This window comes from Cupriavidus sp. H19C3, from assembly GCF_049393815.1.
GTDB lineage: Bacteria > Pseudomonadota > Gammaproteobacteria > Burkholderiales > Burkholderiaceae > Cupriavidus.
Genome location: NZ_CP184985.1, coordinates 3,856,782 through 3,878,352 on the forward strand (window position 1 = coordinate 3,856,782; position 21,571 = coordinate 3,878,352).

22 protein-coding genes and 1 pseudogene are annotated in these 21,571 nt (G+C 68.1%); 7 read left to right on the forward strand and 16 right to left on the reverse strand.

Features of this window, described 5'->3' with window-relative positions:
* Positions 1-174 precede the first annotated feature (174 nt).
* Positions 175-906 (forward strand): response regulator, encoded by a 732-nt coding sequence (locus DFLDMN_RS17820; RefSeq protein WP_423196193.1) that lies wholly within the window; start codon positions 175-177, stop codon positions 904-906.
* Positions 903-2,184 (forward strand): annotated as a pseudogene (locus DFLDMN_RS17825) (ATP-binding protein). Before DFLDMN_RS17820 ends, DFLDMN_RS17825 begins: the two are co-directional and overlap by 4 nt.
* Positions 2,185-2,217: 33 nt before the next feature.
* Here DFLDMN_RS17825 and plsY read toward each other — a convergent pair.
* The 6 genes from plsY to DFLDMN_RS17855 form a co-directional block, all read right to left on the reverse strand.
* A complete protein-coding gene (gene plsY / locus DFLDMN_RS17830) occupies positions 2,218-2,829 on the reverse strand; it encodes a glycerol-3-phosphate 1-O-acyltransferase PlsY (protein ID WP_423196194.1) in 612 nt (203 codons plus the stop codon).
* Between the two features lie 46 nt (positions 2,830-2,875).
* Entirely contained in the window at positions 2,876-3,367 is a 492-nt protein-coding gene (locus tag DFLDMN_RS17835) for an aminoacyl-tRNA deacylase (protein WP_423196195.1), read from the reverse strand.
* Between the two features lie 17 nt (positions 3,368-3,384).
* Entirely contained in the window at positions 3,385-4,326 is a 942-nt protein-coding gene (gene xerD / locus DFLDMN_RS17840) for a site-specific tyrosine recombinase XerD (protein ID WP_423196196.1), read from the reverse strand.
* 8 nt (positions 4,327-4,334) lie between these two features.
* On the reverse strand, positions 4,335-4,832 hold the full coding sequence (locus DFLDMN_RS17845) for a methylated-DNA--[protein]-cysteine S-methyltransferase (protein ID WP_423196197.1): 498 nt from the start codon (positions 4,830-4,832) through the stop codon (positions 4,335-4,337).
* Between the two features lie 230 nt (positions 4,833-5,062).
* On the reverse strand, positions 5,063-6,046 hold the full coding sequence (locus tag DFLDMN_RS17850) for a tripartite tricarboxylate transporter substrate binding protein BugE (protein ID WP_423196198.1): 984 nt from the start codon (positions 6,044-6,046) through the stop codon (positions 5,063-5,065).
* 105 nt (positions 6,047-6,151) lie between these two features.
* Positions 6,152-6,775: a chalcone isomerase family protein gene (locus DFLDMN_RS17855; RefSeq protein ID WP_423198461.1), complete on the reverse strand. Its 624-nt coding sequence runs from the start codon at positions 6,773-6,775 to the stop codon at positions 6,152-6,154.
* 190 nt (positions 6,776-6,965) lie between these two features.
* Between DFLDMN_RS17855 and DFLDMN_RS17860 the strand changes: the two genes are divergently transcribed.
* Positions 6,966-7,859, forward strand: coding sequence for an AEC family transporter (locus DFLDMN_RS17860; protein WP_423196199.1), 894 nt, complete (start codon positions 6,966-6,968; stop codon positions 7,857-7,859).
* On the opposite strand, the gene queG is transcribed toward DFLDMN_RS17860, so the two are convergent.
* On the reverse strand, positions 7,852-9,105 hold the full coding sequence (gene queG, locus DFLDMN_RS17865) for a tRNA epoxyqueuosine(34) reductase QueG (RefSeq protein ID WP_423196200.1): 1,254 nt from the start codon (positions 9,103-9,105) through the stop codon (positions 7,852-7,854). The genes DFLDMN_RS17860 and queG overlap by 8 nt on opposite strands.
* A gap of 16 nt (positions 9,106-9,121) precedes the next feature.
* Between queG and tsaE the strand changes: the two genes are divergently transcribed.
* Both tsaE and DFLDMN_RS17875 read left to right on the forward strand, forming a co-directional pair.
* Complete coding sequence (gene tsaE / locus DFLDMN_RS17870; protein ID WP_423196201.1) at positions 9,122-9,655, forward strand: tRNA (adenosine(37)-N6)-threonylcarbamoyltransferase complex ATPase subunit type 1 TsaE; 534 nt, start codon at positions 9,122-9,124, stop codon at positions 9,653-9,655.
* Positions 9,649-11,196, forward strand: coding sequence for an N-acetylmuramoyl-L-alanine amidase (locus DFLDMN_RS17875; RefSeq protein ID WP_423196202.1), 1,548 nt, complete (start codon positions 9,649-9,651; stop codon positions 11,194-11,196). Before tsaE ends, DFLDMN_RS17875 begins: the two co-directional genes overlap by 7 nt.
* Before the next feature lie 99 nt (positions 11,197-11,295).
* On the opposite strand, the gene DFLDMN_RS17880 is transcribed toward DFLDMN_RS17875, so the two are convergent.
* A complete protein-coding gene (locus tag DFLDMN_RS17880) occupies positions 11,296-12,321 on the reverse strand; it encodes a bile acid:sodium symporter family protein (protein ID WP_423196203.1) in 1,026 nt (341 codons plus the stop codon).
* A 97-nt stretch (positions 12,322-12,418) separates the two neighbouring features.
* On the opposite strand from DFLDMN_RS17880, the gene DFLDMN_RS17885 reads away from it, so the two are divergent.
* Positions 12,419-13,324 carry a LysR family transcriptional regulator gene (locus DFLDMN_RS17885; RefSeq protein ID WP_423196204.1) on the forward strand — a complete coding sequence of 302 codons (906 nt, stop codon included), beginning with the start codon at positions 12,419-12,421 and terminating at the stop codon, positions 13,322-13,324.
* Between the two features lie 117 nt (positions 13,325-13,441).
* Here DFLDMN_RS17885 and DFLDMN_RS17890 read toward each other — a convergent pair whose 3' ends face one another.
* Positions 13,442-14,218, reverse strand: coding sequence for a class I SAM-dependent methyltransferase (locus tag DFLDMN_RS17890; protein ID WP_423196205.1), 777 nt, complete (start codon positions 14,216-14,218; stop codon positions 13,442-13,444).
* A gap of 102 nt (positions 14,219-14,320) precedes the next feature.
* Between DFLDMN_RS17890 and DFLDMN_RS17895 the strand changes: the two genes are divergently transcribed.
* A complete protein-coding gene (locus DFLDMN_RS17895) occupies positions 14,321-15,139 on the forward strand; it encodes a helix-turn-helix transcriptional regulator (RefSeq protein WP_423196206.1) in 819 nt (272 codons plus the stop codon).
* A gap of 73 nt (positions 15,140-15,212) precedes the next feature.
* Here DFLDMN_RS17895 and DFLDMN_RS17900 read toward each other — a convergent pair whose 3' ends face one another.
* The 7 genes from DFLDMN_RS17900 to DFLDMN_RS17930 all read right to left on the reverse strand — a co-directional run bounded on the left by DFLDMN_RS17900 (position 15,213) and on the right by DFLDMN_RS17930 (position 20,751).
* Complete coding sequence (locus DFLDMN_RS17900; RefSeq protein ID WP_423196207.1) at positions 15,213-15,971, reverse strand: 3-hydroxyacyl-CoA dehydrogenase; 759 nt, start codon at positions 15,969-15,971, stop codon at positions 15,213-15,215.
* A 263-nt stretch (positions 15,972-16,234) separates the two neighbouring features.
* Positions 16,235-16,900 (reverse strand): adenylate kinase, encoded by a 666-nt coding sequence (gene adk / locus DFLDMN_RS17905; RefSeq protein ID WP_423196208.1) that lies wholly within the window; start codon positions 16,898-16,900, stop codon positions 16,235-16,237.
* 442 nt (positions 16,901-17,342) lie between these two features.
* Positions 17,343-18,155, reverse strand: coding sequence for a 3-deoxy-manno-octulosonate cytidylyltransferase (gene kdsB, locus DFLDMN_RS17910; RefSeq protein ID WP_423196209.1), 813 nt, complete (start codon positions 18,153-18,155; stop codon positions 17,343-17,345).
* A gap of 30 nt (positions 18,156-18,185) precedes the next feature.
* Positions 18,186-18,422: a Trm112 family protein gene (locus DFLDMN_RS17915; protein ID WP_423196210.1), complete on the reverse strand. Its 237-nt coding sequence runs from the start codon at positions 18,420-18,422 to the stop codon at positions 18,186-18,188.
* Positions 18,403-19,533 (reverse strand): tetraacyldisaccharide 4'-kinase, encoded by a 1,131-nt coding sequence (lpxK, locus tag DFLDMN_RS17920; protein ID WP_423196211.1) that lies wholly within the window; start codon positions 19,531-19,533, stop codon positions 18,403-18,405. The genes DFLDMN_RS17915 and lpxK overlap by 20 nt, the downstream gene beginning before the upstream one ends.
* A 148-nt stretch (positions 19,534-19,681) precedes the next feature.
* Entirely contained in the window at positions 19,682-20,113 is a 432-nt protein-coding gene (locus tag DFLDMN_RS17925) for an ExbD/TolR family protein (RefSeq protein WP_423196212.1), read from the reverse strand.
* A 17-nt stretch (positions 20,114-20,130) separates the two neighbouring features.
* The gene (locus tag DFLDMN_RS17930; protein ID WP_423196213.1) at positions 20,131-20,751 is read right to left on the reverse strand and encodes a MotA/TolQ/ExbB proton channel family protein; all 621 of its coding nucleotides are present in this window, start codon (positions 20,749-20,751) and stop codon (positions 20,131-20,133) included.
* Between the last annotated feature and the right edge of the window lie 820 nt (positions 20,752-21,571).

The following is a 21,571-nucleotide window of genomic DNA, read 5'->3' on the forward strand; positions in this document are numbered from 1 at the left end:
CCGGTGGCCGCGCATGCCTTGGATCGAAGCATAATGTGCCGTCGTTGCCGCACCTGTTTCCCGCGCTTGCCGTTTTATTACAGCGGGTTACGATCGGCCCGGGTGTAACCTCCGGAAACAAAACGGCGGACGCGATTCGCGTTGTCGCGCGTCCGGCCTGACTATCATGTGCCTATGCGAACCAACCAGCCGACCCAGATCCTCGTCGTCGACGACGATCCCGAACTGCGCGACCTGTTGCGAGAGTACCTGACCCAGCAGGGTTTCGCGGTTTCCGTCCTGCACGACGGCGATGGCCTGCAGGCCCGCCTCGAACGCGAGCGCCCCGCGCTGATCGTGCTCGACCTGATGATGCCCAAGGTCGATGGCCTCACCGCGCTGCGCAACCTGCGCGCCAAGAACGACGATATCCCGGTGATCCTGCTGACCGCGCGCAGCGACGAGATCGACCGCATCGTCGGACTCGAGATCGGCGCCGACGACTACCTGGGCAAACCGTTTTCGCCGCGCGAGCTGCTGGCACGCATCAACGCCGTCCTGCGCCGCAAGCTGGCGCGCCCGGCGGCCGCGCCGGAGGACCGCGAATCGATCGCCTTCGGGCCGTTCCGCGTGAATTTCCGCCAGCGCTCGCTGTTACGCAACGGCCAGTCCGTGTCCATCAGCGATACCGAGTTCGCGCTGCTCAAGCTGCTGCTGATGCATCCGCTGGAAGTGCTGTCGCGCGAGCGTATCGTCGAGCTGATGTATGGCACCGCCAGCGGCATCAGCGACCGCGGCATCGACGTGCAGGTCTGGCGCCTGCGGCGCCTGCTCGACGAGGATGCGCAGCGCCCGCGCTATATCCAGACCGTGCGCGGTCGTGGCTACACGTTCGTCCCCGACGAGGCCGAAGACATTCCGCAATGAAGCTGAGGATCGATACCCTGTTCGGCCGCATGGCGCTGCTGATTGCGGCGGTGCTGGTGATCAGTCATTTCTCGTGGCTGGCGATCCTGCGCATGGATCGCCGTCAGCAGCAGGTCGACTATTCGGTCGAGCAGATGCTGTTCCAGCTGCACAGCATCGAACGCGCGCTCGACGCGCGTCCGCCGCTGCCGTTGCCCGCGCTGATCGAGGTGGCCGACGCCGCGCGTGCCGAAGAGCTCTCCACCATCCCCCAGGGCGGCCGTCCGCGCCGGCTGGTGGACCAGTTTGCCGGCCGCTTGCCACCGGGTAGCGAAATCCGCGTCGAGGACGAGGCCACGCCGCGGCTGTGGATCAAGCTGCCGAACCGGTCGCGCTGGATCGCCATGCCGATCCTGTGGGTGCACAATCCCCCGCCCGACAACCGCCTGGTGCCGGGCGTGGTGCTCGTGCTGGGCGTGGCCATCGTGTTTGCGCTGCTGGTCGCCTGGCAGATCCAGCGGCCCGTGCGCGACATGGCCGAGGCGGCCGAGCGGCTGTCGCGGCAGCACAGCGTGTCGCCGCTGCGCGAACGCGGGCCGCATGAGCTGCGTCAGCTGATCGAGCGTTTCAATCGCATGGTGGCCGACCTCGCGCGCAACGACCAGGAACGCAACACCATGCTGGCCGGCATCGCGCACGACCTCAAGACGCCGCTGGCGCGGCTGCGCCTGCGCGCCGAAATGCTGGCCGATCCGAAGGCGGCGGCCGGCGTCACGCGCGACGTCGATTCGATGTCGGCCATCGTCGAGCAGTTTCTGACCTTTGCGCAGAGCAGCGAGCCGACCGCGCGGCCGGTGCCGGTGGACAAGCGTATCGCCGAGCTGGCCGCATCGCTGGCCGAGCAGGACCGCACCGTGGTGCTGGAGCTCGGCGCGGGCGACGGTTTCCGCATGATCGCCACACAGCTCGACCGCATCGTCAGCAATCTCGTGGACAACGCGTACGCGTACGGCGCGCCACCGGTGTGCGTGGCCACCGCGCGCACGCACGAGGGCTGGTGCCTGACCGTAGACGATCATGGCAGCGGCATTCCCGCAGGAGGCGATGGAGCGGGTCACGCTGCCGTTTGTCCGGCTCGATCCGGCTCGCGGCGGCAATGCCCACTCGGGGCTCGGCCTGGCGATCGTGGACCGGCTCGTGCGTCAGGCCGGCGGCAGGCTGACCCTGCTCAACCGGCCCGAAGGCGGACTGCGCGTGGAAATGGTGTTTCCGTTCGCCGCGCTGGCGCAGGCGGCCTGAGGCACGCGGCGCGCGCCTCGGGCCGGTGGTTGGCTAGCCAGCCTTCTTCTTGTCGCCGATGCGGCTTTCCTTGCCGGCCAGCAGCTTGGCGATATTGGCACGGTGGCGCACGACCAGCAGCACGCTGATCACGAAGATCGCGCCCGTGATGATATCCACGCCGGACATCAGCACATGGAAGAACGGCGCGAAGATCGCCGAGACCAGCGCCGCGAGCGACGAATAGCGGAAGAAGAACGCGATGATCACCCAGGTAGCCAGCGTGGCCAGGCCGAGGACGGGGTCGAGCGCGAGCAGGATGCCGGCCGCGGTGGCCACGCCCTTGCCGCCGGCAAAGCGGTGGAACACCGGAAACAGGTGGCCGAGGAACACCGCCACCGCGACCAGCGCAATGCCGGCATCGCCCACGCCGTAGGCCGGGCCGAACCTGTGCGCGAGCCACACCGCGAGCCAGCCCTTGGCGGCGTCGCCGATCAGCGTGAGGATGGCCGCGCGCTTGTTGCCGGTGCGCAGCACGTTGGTGGCGCCGGGATTGCCCGAGCCGTAGCTGTGCGGATCGGGCAATCCCATCAGCTTGCTCACCACGACGGCAAAGGACACCGACCCGATCAGGTAGGCGACGACAGCGAATATCAGGTTGACCATTGCAGGGGACAGGTATTTTTAGCTGGCGCGATTGTAGCGTGCCGCCTCAGTCGGGCAGCGCGCATTGCACCGGTTGGGCGGCGAGCAGGCGGGTCAGCACTTCGGGTGCCACGCTCACGAGGTAGCCACGGCGTCCGCCGTTGATATAGATCCTGTCGAGCGCGAGCACCGACGACTCGACGTAGACCGGCATCTTCTTGCGCGTGCCGAACGGGGACGTGCCGCCGACCATGAAGCCGCTGTGCCGCTGCGCGACCTCGGGCTTGCACGGCTGCACGCTCTTGCAGCCGATCTGCCGCGCGAGGTTCTTGGTCGAGACCGAACAGTCGCCATGCATCAGCACGATCAGCGGCTGCGCGCGCTCGTCTTCCATGACCAGGGTCTTGACCACGTCGTGCTCGGGTACGCCGAGCTGGCGTGCCGATTCGCCGGTGCCGCCGTGATCGACGTAGTCGTAGGGATGCTCGCCGAAGGTCACGCCGTGCTGCCGCAGGAACTGCGTGGCGGGGGTCTCGGAGATATGTTTGCCTTTGCTCATGACAGGGGCCGTGCGGGTCAGCCGCGCGGATGGTGATGCAGGTGGAGTTCACGCAGGCGCTCGCGTGCCACGTGGGTATAGATTTGCGTGGTCGAGATATCGGCATGGCCCAGCAGCAACTGCACCACGCGCAGGTCCGCGCCATGGTTCAGCAGATGGGTGGCAAACGCATGCCGCAGCGTGTGCGGGGACAGCGGGGCATGGATGCCGGCGTCGCGCGCATGTTTCTTGATGAGGTGCCAGAAGGCCTGGCGCGTCATGCCCTCGCCCCGCTGCGTGACGAACAGCGCGTCGCATGCGCGTCCCGTCAGCAGCGCCGGGCGCGATTCCGCCAGGTAGCGGCGCAGCCAGTCGCCAGCCTGCGCGCCAAACGGCACCAGGCGTTCCTTGTTGCCCTTGCCGCCCACCACGCGCGCCACGCCCTCGTTGAGGCCGATTTCGACCGTTTTCATCTGCGTGAGCTCGGACACGCGCAGGCCGCTCGCATACATCAGCTCGAGCATGGTGCGGTCGCGCAGGCCCAGCGGCGTGTCGGTGTCCGGCGCTTCGAGCAGCGCCTCCACCTGGGCCTCGGTGAGCGTCTTCGGAAAGCGCGGCGGCTGCTTGGCCGGGCGCAGCAGCAGGCACGGATCGGCCTGCACCATGTGCTCGCGCAGCGCCCACTGGAAAAAGCGGCGGAATACGGTCAGGCGCCGATTGGCCGACGACGCGCGCGTTTCCATATGGCGCGCGGAAAAATAGGCTGAGAGCCGGGTATCGTCCACCGCGAGCAGCGCGCCATGTCCCTGTTCATGCAGCCAGCGCGCCAGCATCGAGAGGTCGCGCCGGTACGCGTCGATGGTATTGCGCGAGAGGCCGTCCTCGAGCCAGAGCGCGTCGCAGAAACGATCGACCAGCGCGAGGTCAGCCAGCGCGAGGTCGGTCGCCGCCGCGGCGGCATCGACCGTGCGGTCCGCCATCGCCCCGCTCATAGCAGCATGGCGCGTTCGTGCCGCAGCAGCCAGCGCTTGACGCCGAGGTGGAAGCCTTCCTCGCCGTGGTGGGCAAAACCGCCGAGTCCGCTCGCGGACACCACGCGGTGACACGGAATGACCACGGGAAACCAGTTCTGTCCGCAGGCCTGGCCGACCGCGCGCGGCACGCTGCGCAGCGTCCTGGCAATGGCGCCATAGGTGGCCAGTCCGCCGCGCGGCACGGCGCAGATCTGATCCCAGACGTGGCGCTGGAACGCGGTACCGCGCGGGGCCAGCGGCAGGTCGAAGACGGTATCGGGATCGGCGTAGTACGCGTCGAGCTGCTCGGCCACGCGCCGCGTCAGTGCGTCGGCCGGGGCCTTCGCCTCGAAGCTGTCGGGCAGGTAGACCAGCTCGGCCACGGCGCCGCCCTCGGTGCGCACGCCGACCATGCCGAACGGCGCGGGCAGGATGGCATCGAACGGCGTGGATGGAGTGGGTGAGGCGGGCATGGGACTGGCGGCAGATACGGAGAACTGGATTCTATGCCGAATTGCCGTCGCGGCCGCGTCCGCCGCGCCTGACTGCCCCGGTTGTGCTTCGGGCGGGCCCGACTGGTGCCCTGGTTGGGGCATTTGTGCGGTGTGTTGTCGCGCTACGCGCGCGCCCGGTGCGGGTGCGCGCGTAGCGCGGGGGCCGGCCGCCCGATAGGGCGGTCAGGCCGGATACGACGCGTTGCCGCTTATTGCTCGAGCTTGATGTTCTGCACCTTCACCAGGTTGCGCATCTTGTCGAACTCCTTCTTGATCTCGGCGGCGTGCTGGGCCGGCGTGTTGCCCGACGGCTCGGCCCCGGCGGCGCGCAGGCGCTGCTGGAAGCCCGGATCCTGCAGCGCCTTCACCGCGGCCGCGTTGAGCTTGTTGATGATGTCGTCAGGCGTGCCTGCCGGCGCCACCAGGCCGTACCAGGCCGGATCGTTGGGCTCCTTGAGGCCCAGCTCGCCGAAGGTCGGTACATCGGGCAGTCCGTCCACGCGCTTGTTCCACGCCACCACGAGCGGACGCAGCTTGCCGGCCTTGATGTAGGGAATCGACGACGGCAGGTTGTCCACCATGATCGGCACCTGGCCCGCCAGCACGTCGTTCAGCGCAGGGCCTGCGCCGCGGTACGGGATATGGACGATAAACGTACCGGTCGACACCTTGAACTGCTCGCCCAGCATGTGGCCAAAACCGCAGGTGCCCGACGACGCGTACGAATACTTGCCCGGATTGGCCTTCAGTACCGCGATGAACTCCTTGTAGTTCTTGGCCGGGAAGTTCGGGTTCACTGCGATCACGTTGGCCACGTTGGCCACGTTGGTGATGGGCTTGAAGTCCTTGATCGGGTCGTACGAGAGCTTGGGATTGCAGGCGGGATTGACCGCCATCGTCGATACCGTCGAGATGCCGATGGTATAGCCGTCGGGCTGGGCCTTGGCGATCGCGTCGGCGCCGATCGAGCCGCCGCCACCGGCGCGGTTCTCCACCACCACGGCCTGGCCGAGGATGCGGCTCATCTGGTCGGCCACGCCACGGCCGACGATGTCGGTGGTGCCGCCCGGCGCGAACGGGATGATCAGCCGGATCGGCTTGGTCGGGTAGTTGCTTTGCGCCTGCGCGACGGAGGCGAAGGCGAGGGTGGCACCGGCGAGGGCCAGGGTGAGAGCGGTTCTGCCTGCTTGCATGAGAGGGTGTCTCCGGGTCTAGATACGGGAGCCGGGCGCGGTAGCACCCGGCGGGTAAGCGCCGCCAACGCCGTCGCCGGTGGGCTTGCCACCGGCGACGGGCGTTCAGTCGCCCAGCAGTCCGCGTTTGAGGTCGCGGTCCACGGGGTGTTCGCCCAGGAAGATGCGTAGCACCGCCTGGTAGAAGTCCTCACCCGGAATCGGCTGGCCACGTGGAATGCCATTGACAGCCACGATGGTGCCGTGGTCCGGGGTGAAGTCGATATTGATGATGTCGCCGCGCCGCGCGGGCCCGACCTGGTTCATGGTCTGGGCCAGTTGCGCGAGCCGCTCCGCCAGCATCCTGCGCTGCAGTTCGCTGTGGTTCTCGCGGATGCCGTCGTTGAGCGACTTGATAAAGTCGTCCGGTCCCACTTCGCGCAGCGGACGGATCTGCAGCCGCTTGGGTCCCGAGGTGCCGAGCACCACGGTGGCGTTGCGCGCGCGCTCGGGCAGATACAGCGCGGCCACATAGCCCTTGATCACAAAGCCCGCGCGCACGCCGGTGCCATTGAGCGGCAATTCCTTGCCGCCCAGGCGCGCGGCATCGTCAAAGCGCACGCCCTCGATCTCGCCGCCCATGGCGGGCGCAGCCAGGCCCAGCACGGCGGCCGCGCAGCCGCAGGCGGCCAGGCGAACGAGACGTGCGAGGGTAGGGGAGCGCAGACGGGAAGAGTGCGGATACTGCATGGCTGCCACGGGCGTGCCGGACCGGCGGATGTTAACTTGGCAGGCCATCATGCCTTATTTCACGGACAATCCCCATCCGGATCTGCCCTAAGCCGCACTTTGCGGCGTGGCGCCGGGGACGCCCCACGCGCGCCGGAGTGCGCTGGACGCGCGCTGGACGTGCGCGCGAGACGACACGACAATAACGCCCATGTCATCTGCCCTGTTGTTGATCCCGGACTTCAGCCTCATCCTGATCGGCTGGCTGCTGGTGCGGTATTCCCCCTTCGACCGCGCGTTCTGGGCGGGCATCGAGCGCCTGGTCTACTTCGTGCTGTTCCCGGCCCTGCTGCTGCAATCGACCAACAGCGCCAGATTCGATGTGTCCACGACTTCGGCCATGCTCGGGCTGGCGCTTGCCACTACCGCCTTCGGCATGGCGGGCGGCTATCTCGTCAAATGGGTATTGCGGCCGGATCCGATCGATTTCGCCTCGGGCCTGCAGACCGCCTTTCGCTTCAATTCGTATATCGCGCTCGCGCTGGCCGCGCGCCTCGGCGGCAACGAGGGGCTGGCGCTGATGGCGCTGGTGATCGGCTGCGCCGTGCCCATCTGCAACGTGGTGGCGGTGTGGGCGCTGGCGCGTCATGGCGAATCGCGCCTGCTGCGCGAACTCGCGCGCAATCCGCTCATCCTCGCCACCGCGGGCGGGCTGGTGACCAATCTGCTCGGGCTGCATCCGCCCGAGGTGGTCGGCATGATCCTCGGTCGCCTGGGATCGGCCTCGACCGCGCTCGGCCTCATGACCGTCGGCGCGGGCCTGCAGCTCGCCGGCGCCACCGCGGCGGCCGGACCGATGGCATGGTGGACCGGCGTCAAGCTACTCGCCATGCCGTGTTTTGCCTGGCTGGTGGGGCGCTACCTGCCGCTGACCACGCTGCAGTACCAGATCGTGGTGCTCTATGCCTCGATGCCGACCGCCTCCAGCGCCTATATCCTCGCCGTGCGCATGGGGGGCAACGGGCCGCTGGTGGCGGCGACGATCTCGGTCATGACGGTGGCGGCCATCGTCACCACGCCGCTCTGGCTGGCCCTGGTCAGCTAGCGGTGTCCTGCGCCAGGGCCCATGCCACGTGCTCGCGCACCAGGGCGCTGGCGTCGTCGCGGCGGCTCCGCAGGGCGGCGCGGATGCGCGCGGCGAGCGCCTGGGCGCCTGCGCCGGGGGTGGCGGACGCCTGGCGCAGGCTGTTGCCAAGGCCCACCGCGAGGTTGCGCAGCCAGCGTTCGTGGCCGATGCGGCGGATCGGACTGCCCTCGAGTTGCCGGTTGAAGGTCTCCTCACTCCACAGGAACAGGGCCACCATGTCGGGCGCGTCGAAACCATTGCGCACGTCGAAATCGGGCAGCGTGGCGCGATGCGCGAACTTGTTCCACGGGCAGGCCAGCTGGCAATCGTCGCAACCGTAGACGCGATTGCCCATCGGTGCGCGCAACGGCTCTGGGATCGCGCCCTTGTGCTCGATGGTCAGGTACGAGATGCAACGCCGCGCGTCCAGGCGGTAGGGCGCCAGGATGGCGCCGGTGGGGCAGACGTCGATGCAGCGCGTGCACTGGCCGCAATGGGGTGTCTCGGGCGGGTCGGCAGGCAGCGGGATATCGACCAGGATCTCGCCGAGGAAGAACATCGAGCCGCCCTCGCGATCGAGCAGCAGCGTATGCTTGCCGCGCCAGCCCAGGCCGCCCTGGCTCGCCAGGGCGACTTCCATCACCGGCGCCGAGTCGGTGAACACGCGATAGCCGAAGGCGCCGAGCGCGCCTTCGATGCGCGATGCCAGTTGCTGCAGCCGGCCGCGCAGCACCTTGTGATAATCGCGGCCACGCGCATAGAGCGAGATGGCGGCGGTGGCGGGATCGTCGAGCCGCGCGAACTCGTGCGCGCGCCAGTCGGCCGGGCCGCTGGCCGGCAGATAGGGCATGCGCGCGACGATCGCGCGCACGGTGCCGGGCACCAGTTCGGCCGGCCGCGCGCGCCGCGTGCCGTGGTTCGCCATATAATCCATGTCGCCGTGATGGCCGGCAGCCAGCCATGCGAGCAGCCCCGCCTCGGCATGGCCGAGGTCCACGTCGGCGATGCGGACCGCATCGAAGCCGAGCTCGGCGCCCCACGCGCGGATCGACGCGACCAGCGCGGCGAAGTTGCTGGCGGTGGTGTCGGTGTCGGTGTTGGCGCTGGCGCTGGTGCTGGCGTTGGTGCCCACGCCCGCGCCCGCGCCCGCGGCAGGGCTCCCCCCCGCGGCGGATGGCTGGGGCGCTGGCGCTGTGGCTGGCGCGGATACGGCTCGCTCGGTCATCCCCGAATTGTACGCAATGCCCCTGCTCGAAGAACGCATTCTCCTGCTGCCCGACGAAGCCGCCACCGAACGGTTCGGTGCGGCGCTCGCCGGTGCGGTACGCACGCTGCCGCCGCAAACCATCCACGTGCAGCTGTCCGGCGACCTCGGCGCCGGCAAGACCACGCTCTCGCGCGCGGTGCTGCGGGCGCTCGGCCATGCCGGCAAGGTGCGCAGCCCCACCTACACGCTGTGCGAGCCGTACGAGGTGGCCCGCGCCGATGCCTCGCCGCTCACGGTCTACCACTTCGATCTCTATCGCTTTGCCGATCCCGAGGAATGGATCGATGCGGGATTTCGCGACTGTTTTGCCGAGCCCGCCTTCAATCTGGTGGAGTGGCCCGAGAAAGCCGGCCGGCTGCTCGGGGAACCGGACCTGCATGTGTTGCTCCAATCGGACAACCGGGCGCCGATTGCGGCGACAGACGGTGCCAATGATGGCGCGGATGCCCGCCTGGCTACCTTGCGCGCCTATACTCCCACTGGACTCACCCTGCTGACCGCATGCTGATCAAGCGAATTGCCACCGACCGTCCCGAGGGACTCCCTGGATCCGATGGAGCCGACAGCGTTCTGATGGCGCGCCGCAAATGGATGGCGCAGTGCCTGAAGCTCGGCGCCGGCGGCGTGGTGCTCACGCTGGCGGGGCCGCAGATCGCGTTTGGCGCGGGCATCGTCGCGGTGCGGGTGTGGCCGGCCGAGGACTATACGCGCGTGACCATCGAGTCCGATGCGCCGCTGGCCGCGGCCCACCAGATGGTGCGCAATCCCGATCGGCTCGTGGTCGATATCGATGGCCTCGACCTGTCGCCGACGCTGCGCGAGATCGTCGCCAAGATCGCGCCCAACGACCCCTATATCCAGACCGTGCGCGTGGGCCAGAACCGGCCGCGCGTGGTCCGGCTCGTGTTCGACCTCAAGGAAGACGTCTCGCCGCAGGTGTTCACGCTGGCGCCGATCGGCGACTATCGCAACCGCCTCGTGTTCGACCTGTACCCGGTCAACCCGCCCGACCCGTTATGGAAGCTCGTGCGCGATACCGAGGACAAGCAGCGCCGCTTTGCCGCCTCTGAGCCGCCCTCGGGCAGCGCGGGCATAGCCGGGGCGCCGCCCACGGCCGAGGAAGATGCGATCGGCGCGATCGTGCGCAAGCTCGAGGACAAGGACCAGATTCCGAGCGGCACCACGGCGCTGCCGCAGACACCGCCGATGGCCGCCGTCAAGCCACGGCCGCCGGCCTCGGAGCACGGATCCCGGTCGTCGCCGGCAGCACCGGCGGCACCGGCCATTCCGCCGCCGATGGCGCAGACCAACGTGCCGCCGCCGAGCCAGTTCAAGATGCGCCGGCTGCTGACGGTGGCGATCGATCCCGGTCATGGCGGCGAGGATCCGGGCGCCACCGGCGCCGCGGGCTCGCACGAGAAGAACGTGGTGCTGCAGATCGCGCAGCGGCTGCGTGCCAAGATCGATGCGCAGCCCAACATGCGCGCGATGATGACGCGCGACGCCGATTTCTTCGTGCCGCTCAACGTGCGCGTGCAGAAGGCGCGCCGCGTGCAGGCGGACCTGTTCGTGTCGATCCACGCCGATGCCTTCCTCTCGCCGGAGGCACGCGGCGCCTCGGTGTTTGCGCTGTCGGAGCGCGGAGCGTCGAGCTCGGCCGCGCGCTGGCTGGCCAACAAGGAAAACGCGGCCGACCTGATCGGCGGCACCAACATGAACAACAAGGATGCGCAGGTCGCGCGCGTGCTGCTCGACCTGTCGACCACCGCGCAGATCAACGACAGCCTGCAGGTCGGCAATGCGGTGCTCAAGGAGATCGGCGGCATCAACCGGCTGCACAAGGGCAGCGTGGAGCAGGCCGCGTTTGCCGTGCTCAAGGCGCCGGATATCCCGTCCATCCTCGTCGAGACCGCGTTTATCAGCAATCCCGAAGAGGAGCGCAAGCTCAACGACGACGCGCACCAGGACCAGCTCGCCAATGCGATCCTGCGCGGCATCAAGGCCTACTTCGCCAGGAATCCGCCGCTGTCGAAGAATCCGTCGGTATAGCGCTTGCCCCGACAGGGGTGGTGGGATGGCGTTACTGGCAGGCAAAAAAAGGCAGCGCGAAAAATCGCGCTGCCTTTTTTATTGCACGGGTGACGGCGCTCAGGCGCGCACCGTCGAGCGGCCTTGCACCACGTCGTCGCGGCTGGCGTAGCGCGACGCGATGACCGAGCAGACGATCAGCTGGAGCTGGTGATAAACCATCAGCGGCAGCACCAGCAGGCCCAGTGCCGGGTGGCCGGCAAACAGGATCTTGGCCATCGGGATGCCGTTGGCCAGGCTCTTCTTGGAGCCGCAGAACACCGCGGTGATCTCGTCCTCGACCGAGAAGCCGAAGCGGCGCGCGGTAAAGGTGGTGGTGCCGAGCACCACGAACAGCAGCACGGCGGCCAGCCCCATGACGGCGCCGATGGTCTGCCACTGGTACTGGTGCCAGAGGCCGGCGGCGGTCGCATCGCAGAACGAGGAGTAGACGATCAGCACGATCACGCCGCGGTCGACCTTGTTGGTGATGTGCTTCTTCCTGGCGAGCCAGCTGCCGATCAGCGGACGCGCGGCCTGGCCGAGCGCGAACGGCAGCAGCAGCTGCAGCGCCACACCCATCAGGGCCTTGCCGAGCGGCATCGAGGCGCCGCTGGCGCTGATCACGAGGCCCATCAGCAGCGGCGTGAGGGCCATGCCGATCAGACCCGAGATGGTCGCGTTGAAGATGGCGCCAGGCACGTTGCCGCGCGCCATCGAGGTCATGGCCACCGACGAGGAGACCGTCGACGGCAGCGCGCACAGGTAGAACACGCCGAGCAGCAGGTCGGCCGGCAGCGCGTTGCGCAGCGCCAGCATCAGGACGACACCGACGATCGGAAACACGATGAACGTGAACGACTGCACGAACACATGCAGGCGCCAGTGACGCGCACCGGCCACGAGCTTGTCGCGCGACAGCGCGGCGCCGTGCAGGAAGAAGACGAGCGCGACGCCGATGCTGGTAACGATGCCGAGATGGAGCGGACCGTCGCCGGTACCGATCTCGGGCGCGACGAGCGCGATCATGATGGCGGTCAGCATGATCAGGACAAAGCCGTCGATCAGGTCGTAGACCTTTTTGAAAGGTGCAAGGAGGGTGGCCATGACTAGGGATAGTGCGTAAGGGTTTCCGCTTGGTATTGGACACTTGTATTGTCTAGAATGCAAATTCATTTATTTCATTCATTAATTTTCTGATTGCATGAATTACACCTTGCGGCAGTTGCGGGTCTTCCTGGCAGTGGCGGCGCATGGCAGCTTCAGCCGTGCGGCGGACGCGGTCGGGCTGACCCAACCCGCCGTCAGTCGTGGGGTTCAGGAGCTGGAAGAGGCACTTGGCGTGCGGTTACTGGACCGCACCACGCGCGAAGTGGTGCTGACGGATGCCGGCACGGCACTGGTGCCGGCGCTGGAGCGGCTGCTGGGCCAACTCGACGACACGCTCGAGGAGACGCGTCAATCCGGGGAGCGCTATCGGGGGAGGGTGGTAATCGCGAGTGCGCCGACGATCTCGGCGCGGCTGATGCCGATGTATGTAGCGGCCTGCGCCGCCCAGTATCCCGAGATTCGGTTGTTTATTCGCGACAATGTCCAGGCCGACGGCCTCGAACAGATCCGCGCGGGCGCGGTCGATTTCGGCGTGCTGATCGATCCGATGGCGCGCGAGGGACTGACCATCACACCGCTGGCGACCGACCCGTTCTGTTTTGTCTGTCGCCGCGACCATCCGCTGGCGCGGGCGGAGACGGTACCCTGGAGCGCCTTGCACGGTCAGCGCCTGGTCCTGCTCGACTTCGCCTCGGGCAGCCGTCCGCTGATCGACCGCATCTTCGCGCGCCATGGCGTGACGCCGCACGTGGTGCAGGAGCTGGGCCATTCGGCCAGCGTGTTCGGCATGGTCGAGGCGGGCATCGGCGCGTCCGTGCTGCCGTCGTTCTCGTTGCCGCTGCCGGCGGCGTCGCCGCTGGTGTCGCGCCCGCTGGTGCCGCGCGAGGAGCGCAGCATCGTGATGGTCCGCCGCGAGGATCGCTCGTTGTCACCCGCCGCGGCGGCGGTGTGGCAGATGGTGGAGGCCATGCCGATTCCAGGAGAGGCCGCGGCGGCATAGCTGGCGTCTGCACACCGGCGGCCGCGGGGGCACGCAGGTGGACGGAAGGGGGCGGCACGGCGGGGCCACATCGGTGGACGCGCGCCCCCCACGATGTCCAGATGCGAGGCAGTGCGCTCAGGCGCGCTGCGGCGTCGCGGTCAGCATCAGCGCGTCGAGCGTAAAGCTGCCGTCGGCCTGGACGCGCAGGCGCGCGCGCACTTCGTCGGGCGCCTTGCTCCACAGATGGCGAATGGCGGCGATGGCGACCTCGGGCGTGCGCATGCGCGCGACCCAGCTGTCGAAGTCCAGCGCGATCTGCCAGCGCGGGGCCAGCGTGACATCGAATCCCGCCGCTTCGAACATCGCGCGCCATTCCGCCGGCGTGTAGTCGCGAATATGCGACGGGTCGCGCAGCAGCTCGACCGCCTGCAACCAGGTGTCGCACAGCGTTGCCTCGTTACCCGCGATATCGATCAGTACCACCTTGCCGCCCGGCTTCAGCACGCGCCGCACCTCGCGCAGCGCGGCCGGCACGTCGTGCCAGTGATGGGCACTCATGCGCGAGACCACCGCGCAAAAGCTGGCATCGGCAAACGGCAGCTGCTCGGCCGCGCCTTGCTGGGTGCGGATATTCGTCAGGCCACGCGCACCGGCGGCGCCGGCGACCACCTCCAGCATCTGCGGCGACAGGTCATAGGCCACCACCTCGTTGGCCATCGTCGCGGCCGCGAAGCTTGCATGGCCGGCGCCACAACCCAGGTCGAGCACGCGACTGTGAGCGACCGGCTTCAGGTGAGCGAGCGCTTGCTTGAGTTGTTCGAGGTCGGCGCCCTCTGCGTGGACGGCACTGGTGAGATAGGCGTTGGCGGTGGCGCCAAACTGGGCGGCGGCAAGTTCGTGCTGGGGCTGCATGGTCTGCTTCGGGTCGAGAGGTGGGAAGGGTTGCCTGCGGGATGCGGCTCACGTACTGTAGATGGCACGTTTTCCCGGTACAACTGACTCATTTATCCTGGTATGACAGCCACCAGCCAAACACCGTCGCCGCCTGCCGCGGCTGCGGCCACGTCGCCTGCGGAGGAACTCGGGACCTTCCTGCGCAACCATCGCGAGCGGCTCACACCGGCGGAGGTTGGACTGCCGCCGGGCCGGCGCCGGCGCACGCCCGGGCTGCGCCGCGAGGAAGTGGCGCAGCTGGCCGGACTGAGCGCGACGTGGGTAACCTGGCTCGAGCAGGGCCGGCCGGTCACGATGTCGGCGCGCGCGCTGGATAGCCTGGCGGAAGCCTTGCGTCTGTCGCGCGCCGAGCGCGCATACCTTTTTGCATTGGCCGGCAAGCCCGCGCCGCGCGCCGAGGCACACGAGGCGGTGCCGCCGGTATTGCTGCGCAGCGTGGGCGCCATCGCCGGCCCGGCCTATGTGCTCGACCGCCAATGGACCGCGCTGGCGTGGAACCCGGCTGCGACGGCGCTGTTTACCGGGTGGCTCGACGAAGCGAGCGAGGACCGCAACCTGCTGCGCGCGATGTTCCTGTCGCCGCGCCTGCAGGCGTTGGTGGAGGACTGGCCGCACCGCGCCGCGCGGCTGGTGGCGGAGTTTCGCGTGCACAGCCTGCGGCACGCGGCCGACGCGCCGACGCGCGAGCTGGTGGCATGGCTGATGGCGCAGAGCCCGGCGTTCCGGGCGGCCTGGCAGTCGCAGGATGTCGAGGAACGCGAGGGCGGACGGCGCGGCTTTCACCATCCGGCGCACGGCCTGATCTATTTCGAGCAGTTGACGCTGGTCCCGCCCGCTGCGCCGGGTACGCTGCTGACCATGCTGCTGCCGGCAGCATAGCGGCAGCGGGGCAGCGGGGCAGCGGGGCAGCGGGCCCGGCCGCCCCTCGATGCTGAGGTTGCGTCTCGCGGGCCTACTTCGGTTGCATGCGGATCGCGCCGTCGAGGCGGATCACCTCGCCATTGAGCATGGTGTTGCCGACGATCGCGCGCACCAGCCTGGCGTACTCGGCGGGCCGGCCGAGCCGCGGCGGGAACGGCACCATGCGACCGAGCGCATCCTGGACTTCCTGCGGCATGCCCAGCAGCATGGGCGTCTCGAAGATGCCCGGCGCGATGGTCATGCAGCGCACGCCATCACGCGACAGGTCGCGCGCGATGGCCAGCGTCATTGCCACGACACCGCCCTTCGACGCCGCATAGGCAGCCTGGCCGATCTGGCCGTCATAGGCGGCCACCGAGGCCGTGTTGACGATCACGCCGCGCTCGCCCTCGGCGTCGGGGGTGTTCTGCACCATGGCGGCCGCCGCCAGGCGGATCATGTTGAAGGTGCCGATCAGATTGATGCGGATGGTCTTCTCGAACTGGTCGAGCGGATGCGGGCCGTTCTTGCCGACGGTCTTGGCGGCGGTGGCAATGCCCGCGCAGTTGACCAGCCCGGACAGCCGCCCCATCGCCTGCGCCGCCGTCACCACGGCCTGCCCATTGGCTTCCGAGGTCACGTCGCAGCGCACGAAGGCGCCCCCCAGTTCCTTTGCCAGCGCCAGACCGGCGTTCTCGTTGAGATCGGCGATCACGACCTTGCCGCCGTTCTCGGCAAACATGCGCGCCGTGCCTGCGCCCAGTCCCGATGCGCCGCCGGTGACGATAAATACGTTGTCCTGGATTTCCATGCCGTTGTCTTCCTCTCGCTCTCTGGTGGATGGATCTGGCGCCCGGGGTCAGGCACCTTATGTTCGTTACTTTACGTTTACGTATACGTCAATTCGAACTAGCGCGATTCTACGGCGAGTCGCCCAAAAGAAAAAGGCGACCCTGGGGGTCGCCTTCCTTCTGCATGCGTCTACGGACCGGTCCCGGGGTCCGCTCCGGGGCCCCGCCCGCCCGACTTGCGCGCGATGTTTCAGCGTTTTGCTGTTCGCGTCAGGCTTACCTGTTACTTCAGCGCCTCGAACACGCTCGCGGTGATCTTGTCCACGTCGCCCAGGCCCGAGATCTTGCGGTACTTCGGCGGAGCAACGCTCGCACCGGCATCGCCGTTGGCGGCCCAGTCCGAGTAGTAGTCGACCAGCGGACGCGTCTGCGTGGCATAGACATCCAGACGCTTGCGCACGGTCTCTTCCTTGTCGTCCTCGCGCTGGATCAGCGCTTCCCCGGTCACATCGTCGACGTTCTCCACCTTGGGCGGGTTGTACTTGACGTGGTAGGTACGGCCCGACGCCACGTGCACGCGGCGGCCGCTCATGCGCTCGATGATGGCGTCGAACGGCACGTCGATCTCCAGCACGTAATCGATCGCCACGCCGGCTTCCTTCATCGCCTCGGCCTGCGGGATCGTGCGCGGAAAGCCGTCGAACAGGTAGCCCTGATCGCAATCGCATTGCTTAAGACGGTCCTTGACCAGGCCGATAATGATGTCATCGGACACCAGTCCACCCGCGTCCATGACCTTCTTGGCCTCCAGCCCGAGCGGCGTGCCGGCCTTGACGGCCGCGCGCAGCATATCGCCGGTCGAGATTTGCGGAATGCCAAATTTTTCGCAGATGAACTTGGCTTGCGTGCCTTTGCCGGCGCCGGGGGCACCCAACAGGATCAAACGCATTTACGGTCCTCAGAAGTTTTTGGAAGCGGGTAACGCGGGAGACTTGGAAGGAGGGTAACGCCGCAACTTGACGCGGGACTTACGCACAGTCTGCACCCGACGGCCAGTCCGCGCCGGGCGATACGATCGATGCATCCATGCGATCCGTACGCCGACGTCTGGTCTGCGGGGCACTGCCGGAGTCTCGTCAGGCGCGGCGGCCGGCGCGAACTGCCAGCGCGCACGCGTGACGGGTGCGGCGGCAAATGCCGGACGGGCTCGATCTATCTCCCCACCGAGCCTTGTGCGAAGCAAGTTTGCGCGCCGCAGGCTCTGTTTCGGCAGGCATTATGCCATGGGCAGTGGCGATTCGGCCGCCGCCGTCGGCCTCCGCTTCGGTTGCAACAGTGTGAACCTGAGCGAAGCAATGCACCCGGCGCACCGTCGTGCCGCCTTCCGGCGCCTACGGTCCTTCCTGCGCGGCCTCCGCCGCCCACAGCGCGCGCACGCGTTCGAGGTCGGCCGGGGTATCGACGCCCGGCGCGGGCGCCGCGGCCGTCACCAGCACCCCGATCCGTTCGCCATGCCACATCGCGCGCAACTGCTCGAGCGCTTCCGTCTGTTCCAGCGGCGACGTGGCCAGCGTGGGAAAGCGGCGCAGGAAGCCGGCGCGGTACGCGTACAGGCCGATATGGCGCAGCACGGGCATGGCCGGCATCGGCACTGCCGCGGCGGTGCCCGTGGCCCCCGCGGCAAGGCCGGTCCACGCGTCGCGCGCCCATGGAATCGGCGCGCGCGAGAAGTACAGCGCGCGCCCCGCCGCGTCGCATACCACCTTGACCACGTTCGGGTTGAACACGTCGGCGATCGCGTCGAGCGGATGTGCCGCCGTGGCGATCGCGCAGTCGGGATGCCCGGCCAGATGCAGCGCCACCGCGTCGATCAGCTGCGGATCGATGAGCGGCTCATCGCCCTGCACATTGACCACGATGGCCTCGTCGGCGAGCCCGAGATGCGTGGCCACCTCGGCCAGGCGGTCGGTCCCGGACGGGTGGTCGGCGCGCGTCAGCACGACCTCGATGCCGCGCGCGCGGCAGGCATCCGCCACCGCCGGCGCGTCGGTGGCGACCACCGTGCGGCGCGCGGACGAGGCATGCGCGCGCTCGGCCACGCGCACGATCATGGGATGCCCGCCGATATCGGCAAGCGGCTTGTCCGGCAGGCGCGTGGAAGCCAGGCGTGCCGGAATGACGACGGTAAAGGCGGGAATGCTCATCGCAGTGCGGCGCGGGGCGGACGGTACCGGTCAGGCGCCGGTGCCGCCGTTCGCACCGCCAGCGCGGTCGCCGCGCGCGGCGTCGGGATCGACCACGCGTCCCGGCACCGACTGGCGGGCCTCGTCGGCGAGCATGACGGGAATGCCGTCGCGGATCGGATACGCCAGCTTGTCCGCATGGCAGATCAGTTCCTGGGCGGCGCGGTTGTACTCGAGCTTGCCCTTGCACAGCGGGCAAACGAGGATCTCAAGCAGCCGGTTGTCCATCCTGGTGTTCCTTGTCGAGGCCGCCGTGCCCGGTGGTGACGGGCGTGGCGACGGCCGGCGCGCGCGCCATCAGCACGCGGCGGATTTTGTCGATCAGGCCCGCGTCGATCACGGGCGTGGTGGCGACGACCCAGATTCTCGGGTCGTCGAAGCGCTCGCATTTTACGGCATCCTTTTCGGTGATCAGGATCACGTCGGCATCGAGCGCGGCCGCGTCCGTGGTGAACGGGTCGTCGGCATAGTCGTAATGGTCGGGCAGCGGCAGCGTGGCGGGGTTGAGGCCGGCCTGACGCAGGCTGGCAAAGAAGCGCTCCGGATTGCCGATGCCGGCGGCAGCCAGCACACGGCGGCCGGCAAAGGCCGAGACCGGGCGCGTCATGGTCGGATCGTTGAGCTGCCACGCCACCTCGAGTTCCAGCCGCATGCCGTAGACGTCGGGCTGGTCCGGTGTGGCGCGGAAGGTGGGATCGTTGATCAGGGTGGCGTCGCGCGGCCGCGAGAGCGGTTCGCGCAGCGGCCCGGCCGGCAGCATGAAGCCGTTGCCGCCCATGCGGGCGTCGAACATCACGATTTCGAAATCGCGTTGCAGGCGGTAGTGTTGCAGGCCGTCGTCGAGCAGCAGGACGTTGACGCCCGGATGCGAGACCAGCATGGACTGCGCGCACAACGCGCGGTCGGGGTACACCCAGACCGGCACATCGGCGGCGCGCGCGATCAGCAGCGGCTCGTCGCCGACATCGGCCGCGCACGAGGTGGCTTTGACGCGGCGCGGCCGTTCGAGCTTGACGCCATAGCCACGCGACACCACGCCCGGGCGCAGACCCGCTTCGGTCAGTGCCTGCGCCAGCGCGATCACGGCCGGCGTCTTGCCGGTGCCGCCGACGGTCACGTTGCCGACCACGATGACGGGCATGGGCAGCCGCGTCGAGCGGAACCAGCCATGGAGATAGCCATGCCGGCGGACGCGCGCGATCACCGCGAACAATAGCGAGAACGGCAGCATCAGCCAGGCGAACCAGCCGCGGCGTTGCCACTGGGCGGTCACGAAGCTGGCCAGCGAATGCCGGAAGGCATGCCGGCCTGCGTGGCGAGATGCGGAAGGAGCGGACATCCAGGAGGCGGAGGGCGGTTGGGGGCGATGCCGGCGGCGGCATCGGCGGATCCAGACATTATGGGCACCGTGCAGCGCATGCCGCAAGCCCGGCCTGCGGTGCCACGCCGCCGCTTCAGCGCTCAGCGCTCACCTCAGCCCTCAGCCCTCAGCGCGGTTGCGCGCTTTGCGTGGAGAAGGTCAGCCGTGACAGGCCGGCCACGCGCGCGGCCTCCATCACGTTGATCACGGCCTGGTGCGTGGCCTGGGCGTCGGCATTGACGATGACCACCGGCGGCGGGCCATTGCCGGCAGGGCCGGCGGCATGACGCAGCTGGTCGGCCAGGCTCGTCACGTCCTTTTCCTCGAGCACCTGCTTGTTGACCGAATAGACCCCGCGCGCCGATACCGACACCACGATCTCGCTTGGCCGCTGCTGGGCGCGCTCGGCGTCCGCGGTCGGCAACTGGATCTGCAGCTCGGTGTAGCGCGAATAGGTGGTCGTGATCATCAGGAAGATCAGGATCACGAGCAGGACGTCGATCAGCGGGATCAGGTTGATCTCCGGCTCCTCGCGCCGCTGGCGGGAACGGAAGTGCATGGCGTGCTCCCGCGCGCTTACGACCTGCGCTGCGGCAGGATGGCGTCGAGGAACGTGGTCGCGCGGAATTCCAGTTCGGCCACGTAATCGTCCACCCGACGGCGGAAATAGCGCCAGAAGATCAGGGCCGGGATGGCCACGATCAGGCCAAACGCGGTGTTGTAGAGCGCTACCGAGATGCCATGGGCCAGTTGCTCCGGGTTGGCACCGGTACCGTTCTGGTTGCCGAAGATCTCGATCATGCCGATCACCGTGCCGAGCAGGCCCATCAGCGGGGCCACCGAGGCGATCGTGCCGAGCGCGTTCAGATAGCGCTCGAGTTCATGGGCGACGGCGCGGCCGGCTTCCTCGACCACGTCCTTGGCGGCGTCGCGCGAGGTATGCGGCTGCAGCACGACGTGGCGCAGGCCGGCGGCCAGCACGCGGCCGAGCGGCGAATTATTTTCGAGGTGGTTGACCACCTCGGGCGTGGCGCGTCGCTGCTGGGCGGCGGAGAGCGCCTCCTCGTACAGCTTCGGCGGCAGGATCTTGCTGCGCTTGAGGGACAGGAAACGTTCGACGATCAGCGCCAGTGCGATGACCGAGGCGAGCAGCAACGGCCAGATCGGCCAGCCGGCCGCTTGAATGATGGAAAACACGTGGACCCCCGAAAACGACGACAGACGACGACAGACCCGAAACAGGACGGCAAACCTGGCAGCCTTTGATGCGGCCCGCATTCTGGCACGCAGCGGCGATGCTCGAAAAAATCAGGCGCCACTCTACCCCGCGCGTCAGCGCGCGGCAAGCCGCTCGCACGGACCGTTGTGTCGAACCCGCAGCGCGGCGGGCGCGGCTTTCCACACCGGCGCGGGACAGTGCTGTGGACCGCTTGTGGATACGCACCGGATACTGGCGCTAAGCCATTGATCGCAAAGGGACTCCGCAGCGCTGCCAAAAAAACGGGCAGACCCGGGCGGCGCGCCGCTCGCGATGCGTATCCACACACGACCGGGACAGGATTGTGGACCGGTTGTGGACAGCGTACGCACAACCAGGCCAAGTCCTTGATTGCGCAGGGTAAACCTCATGCTGCCTAAATTTTGCGCAGGCAGTGCGCGGCCGGCACCGGCGACTTTCCACACCGGGGCGGGACAGTGCTGTGGATGGTCTGTGGACAGACGCCGGAAAGCTGCGCCAAGTCCTTGATTCGAAACGGAAGCGCAAGCTTTGCTCAAAAATGGGCAAGAGCCGTCGCGGCGCCCGCGCGCCCTGCGAGTGGCGTGCGGGACACCATGGCTTGCCACAGCCATCAACCCGCGGGCGCCGGAGCCATTTTCCACAGTCCGGGCCGCGCGCGATGTTTTATCCAGAACTTTTGTGGATAACTTTGTGAACAAGCCGGGGGCGCATTTCGTAAGTGGTTGACGCGTAAGCGTTTCTCTTACATTGCCTAATTTTTGGTTGGGGCCGAAAATT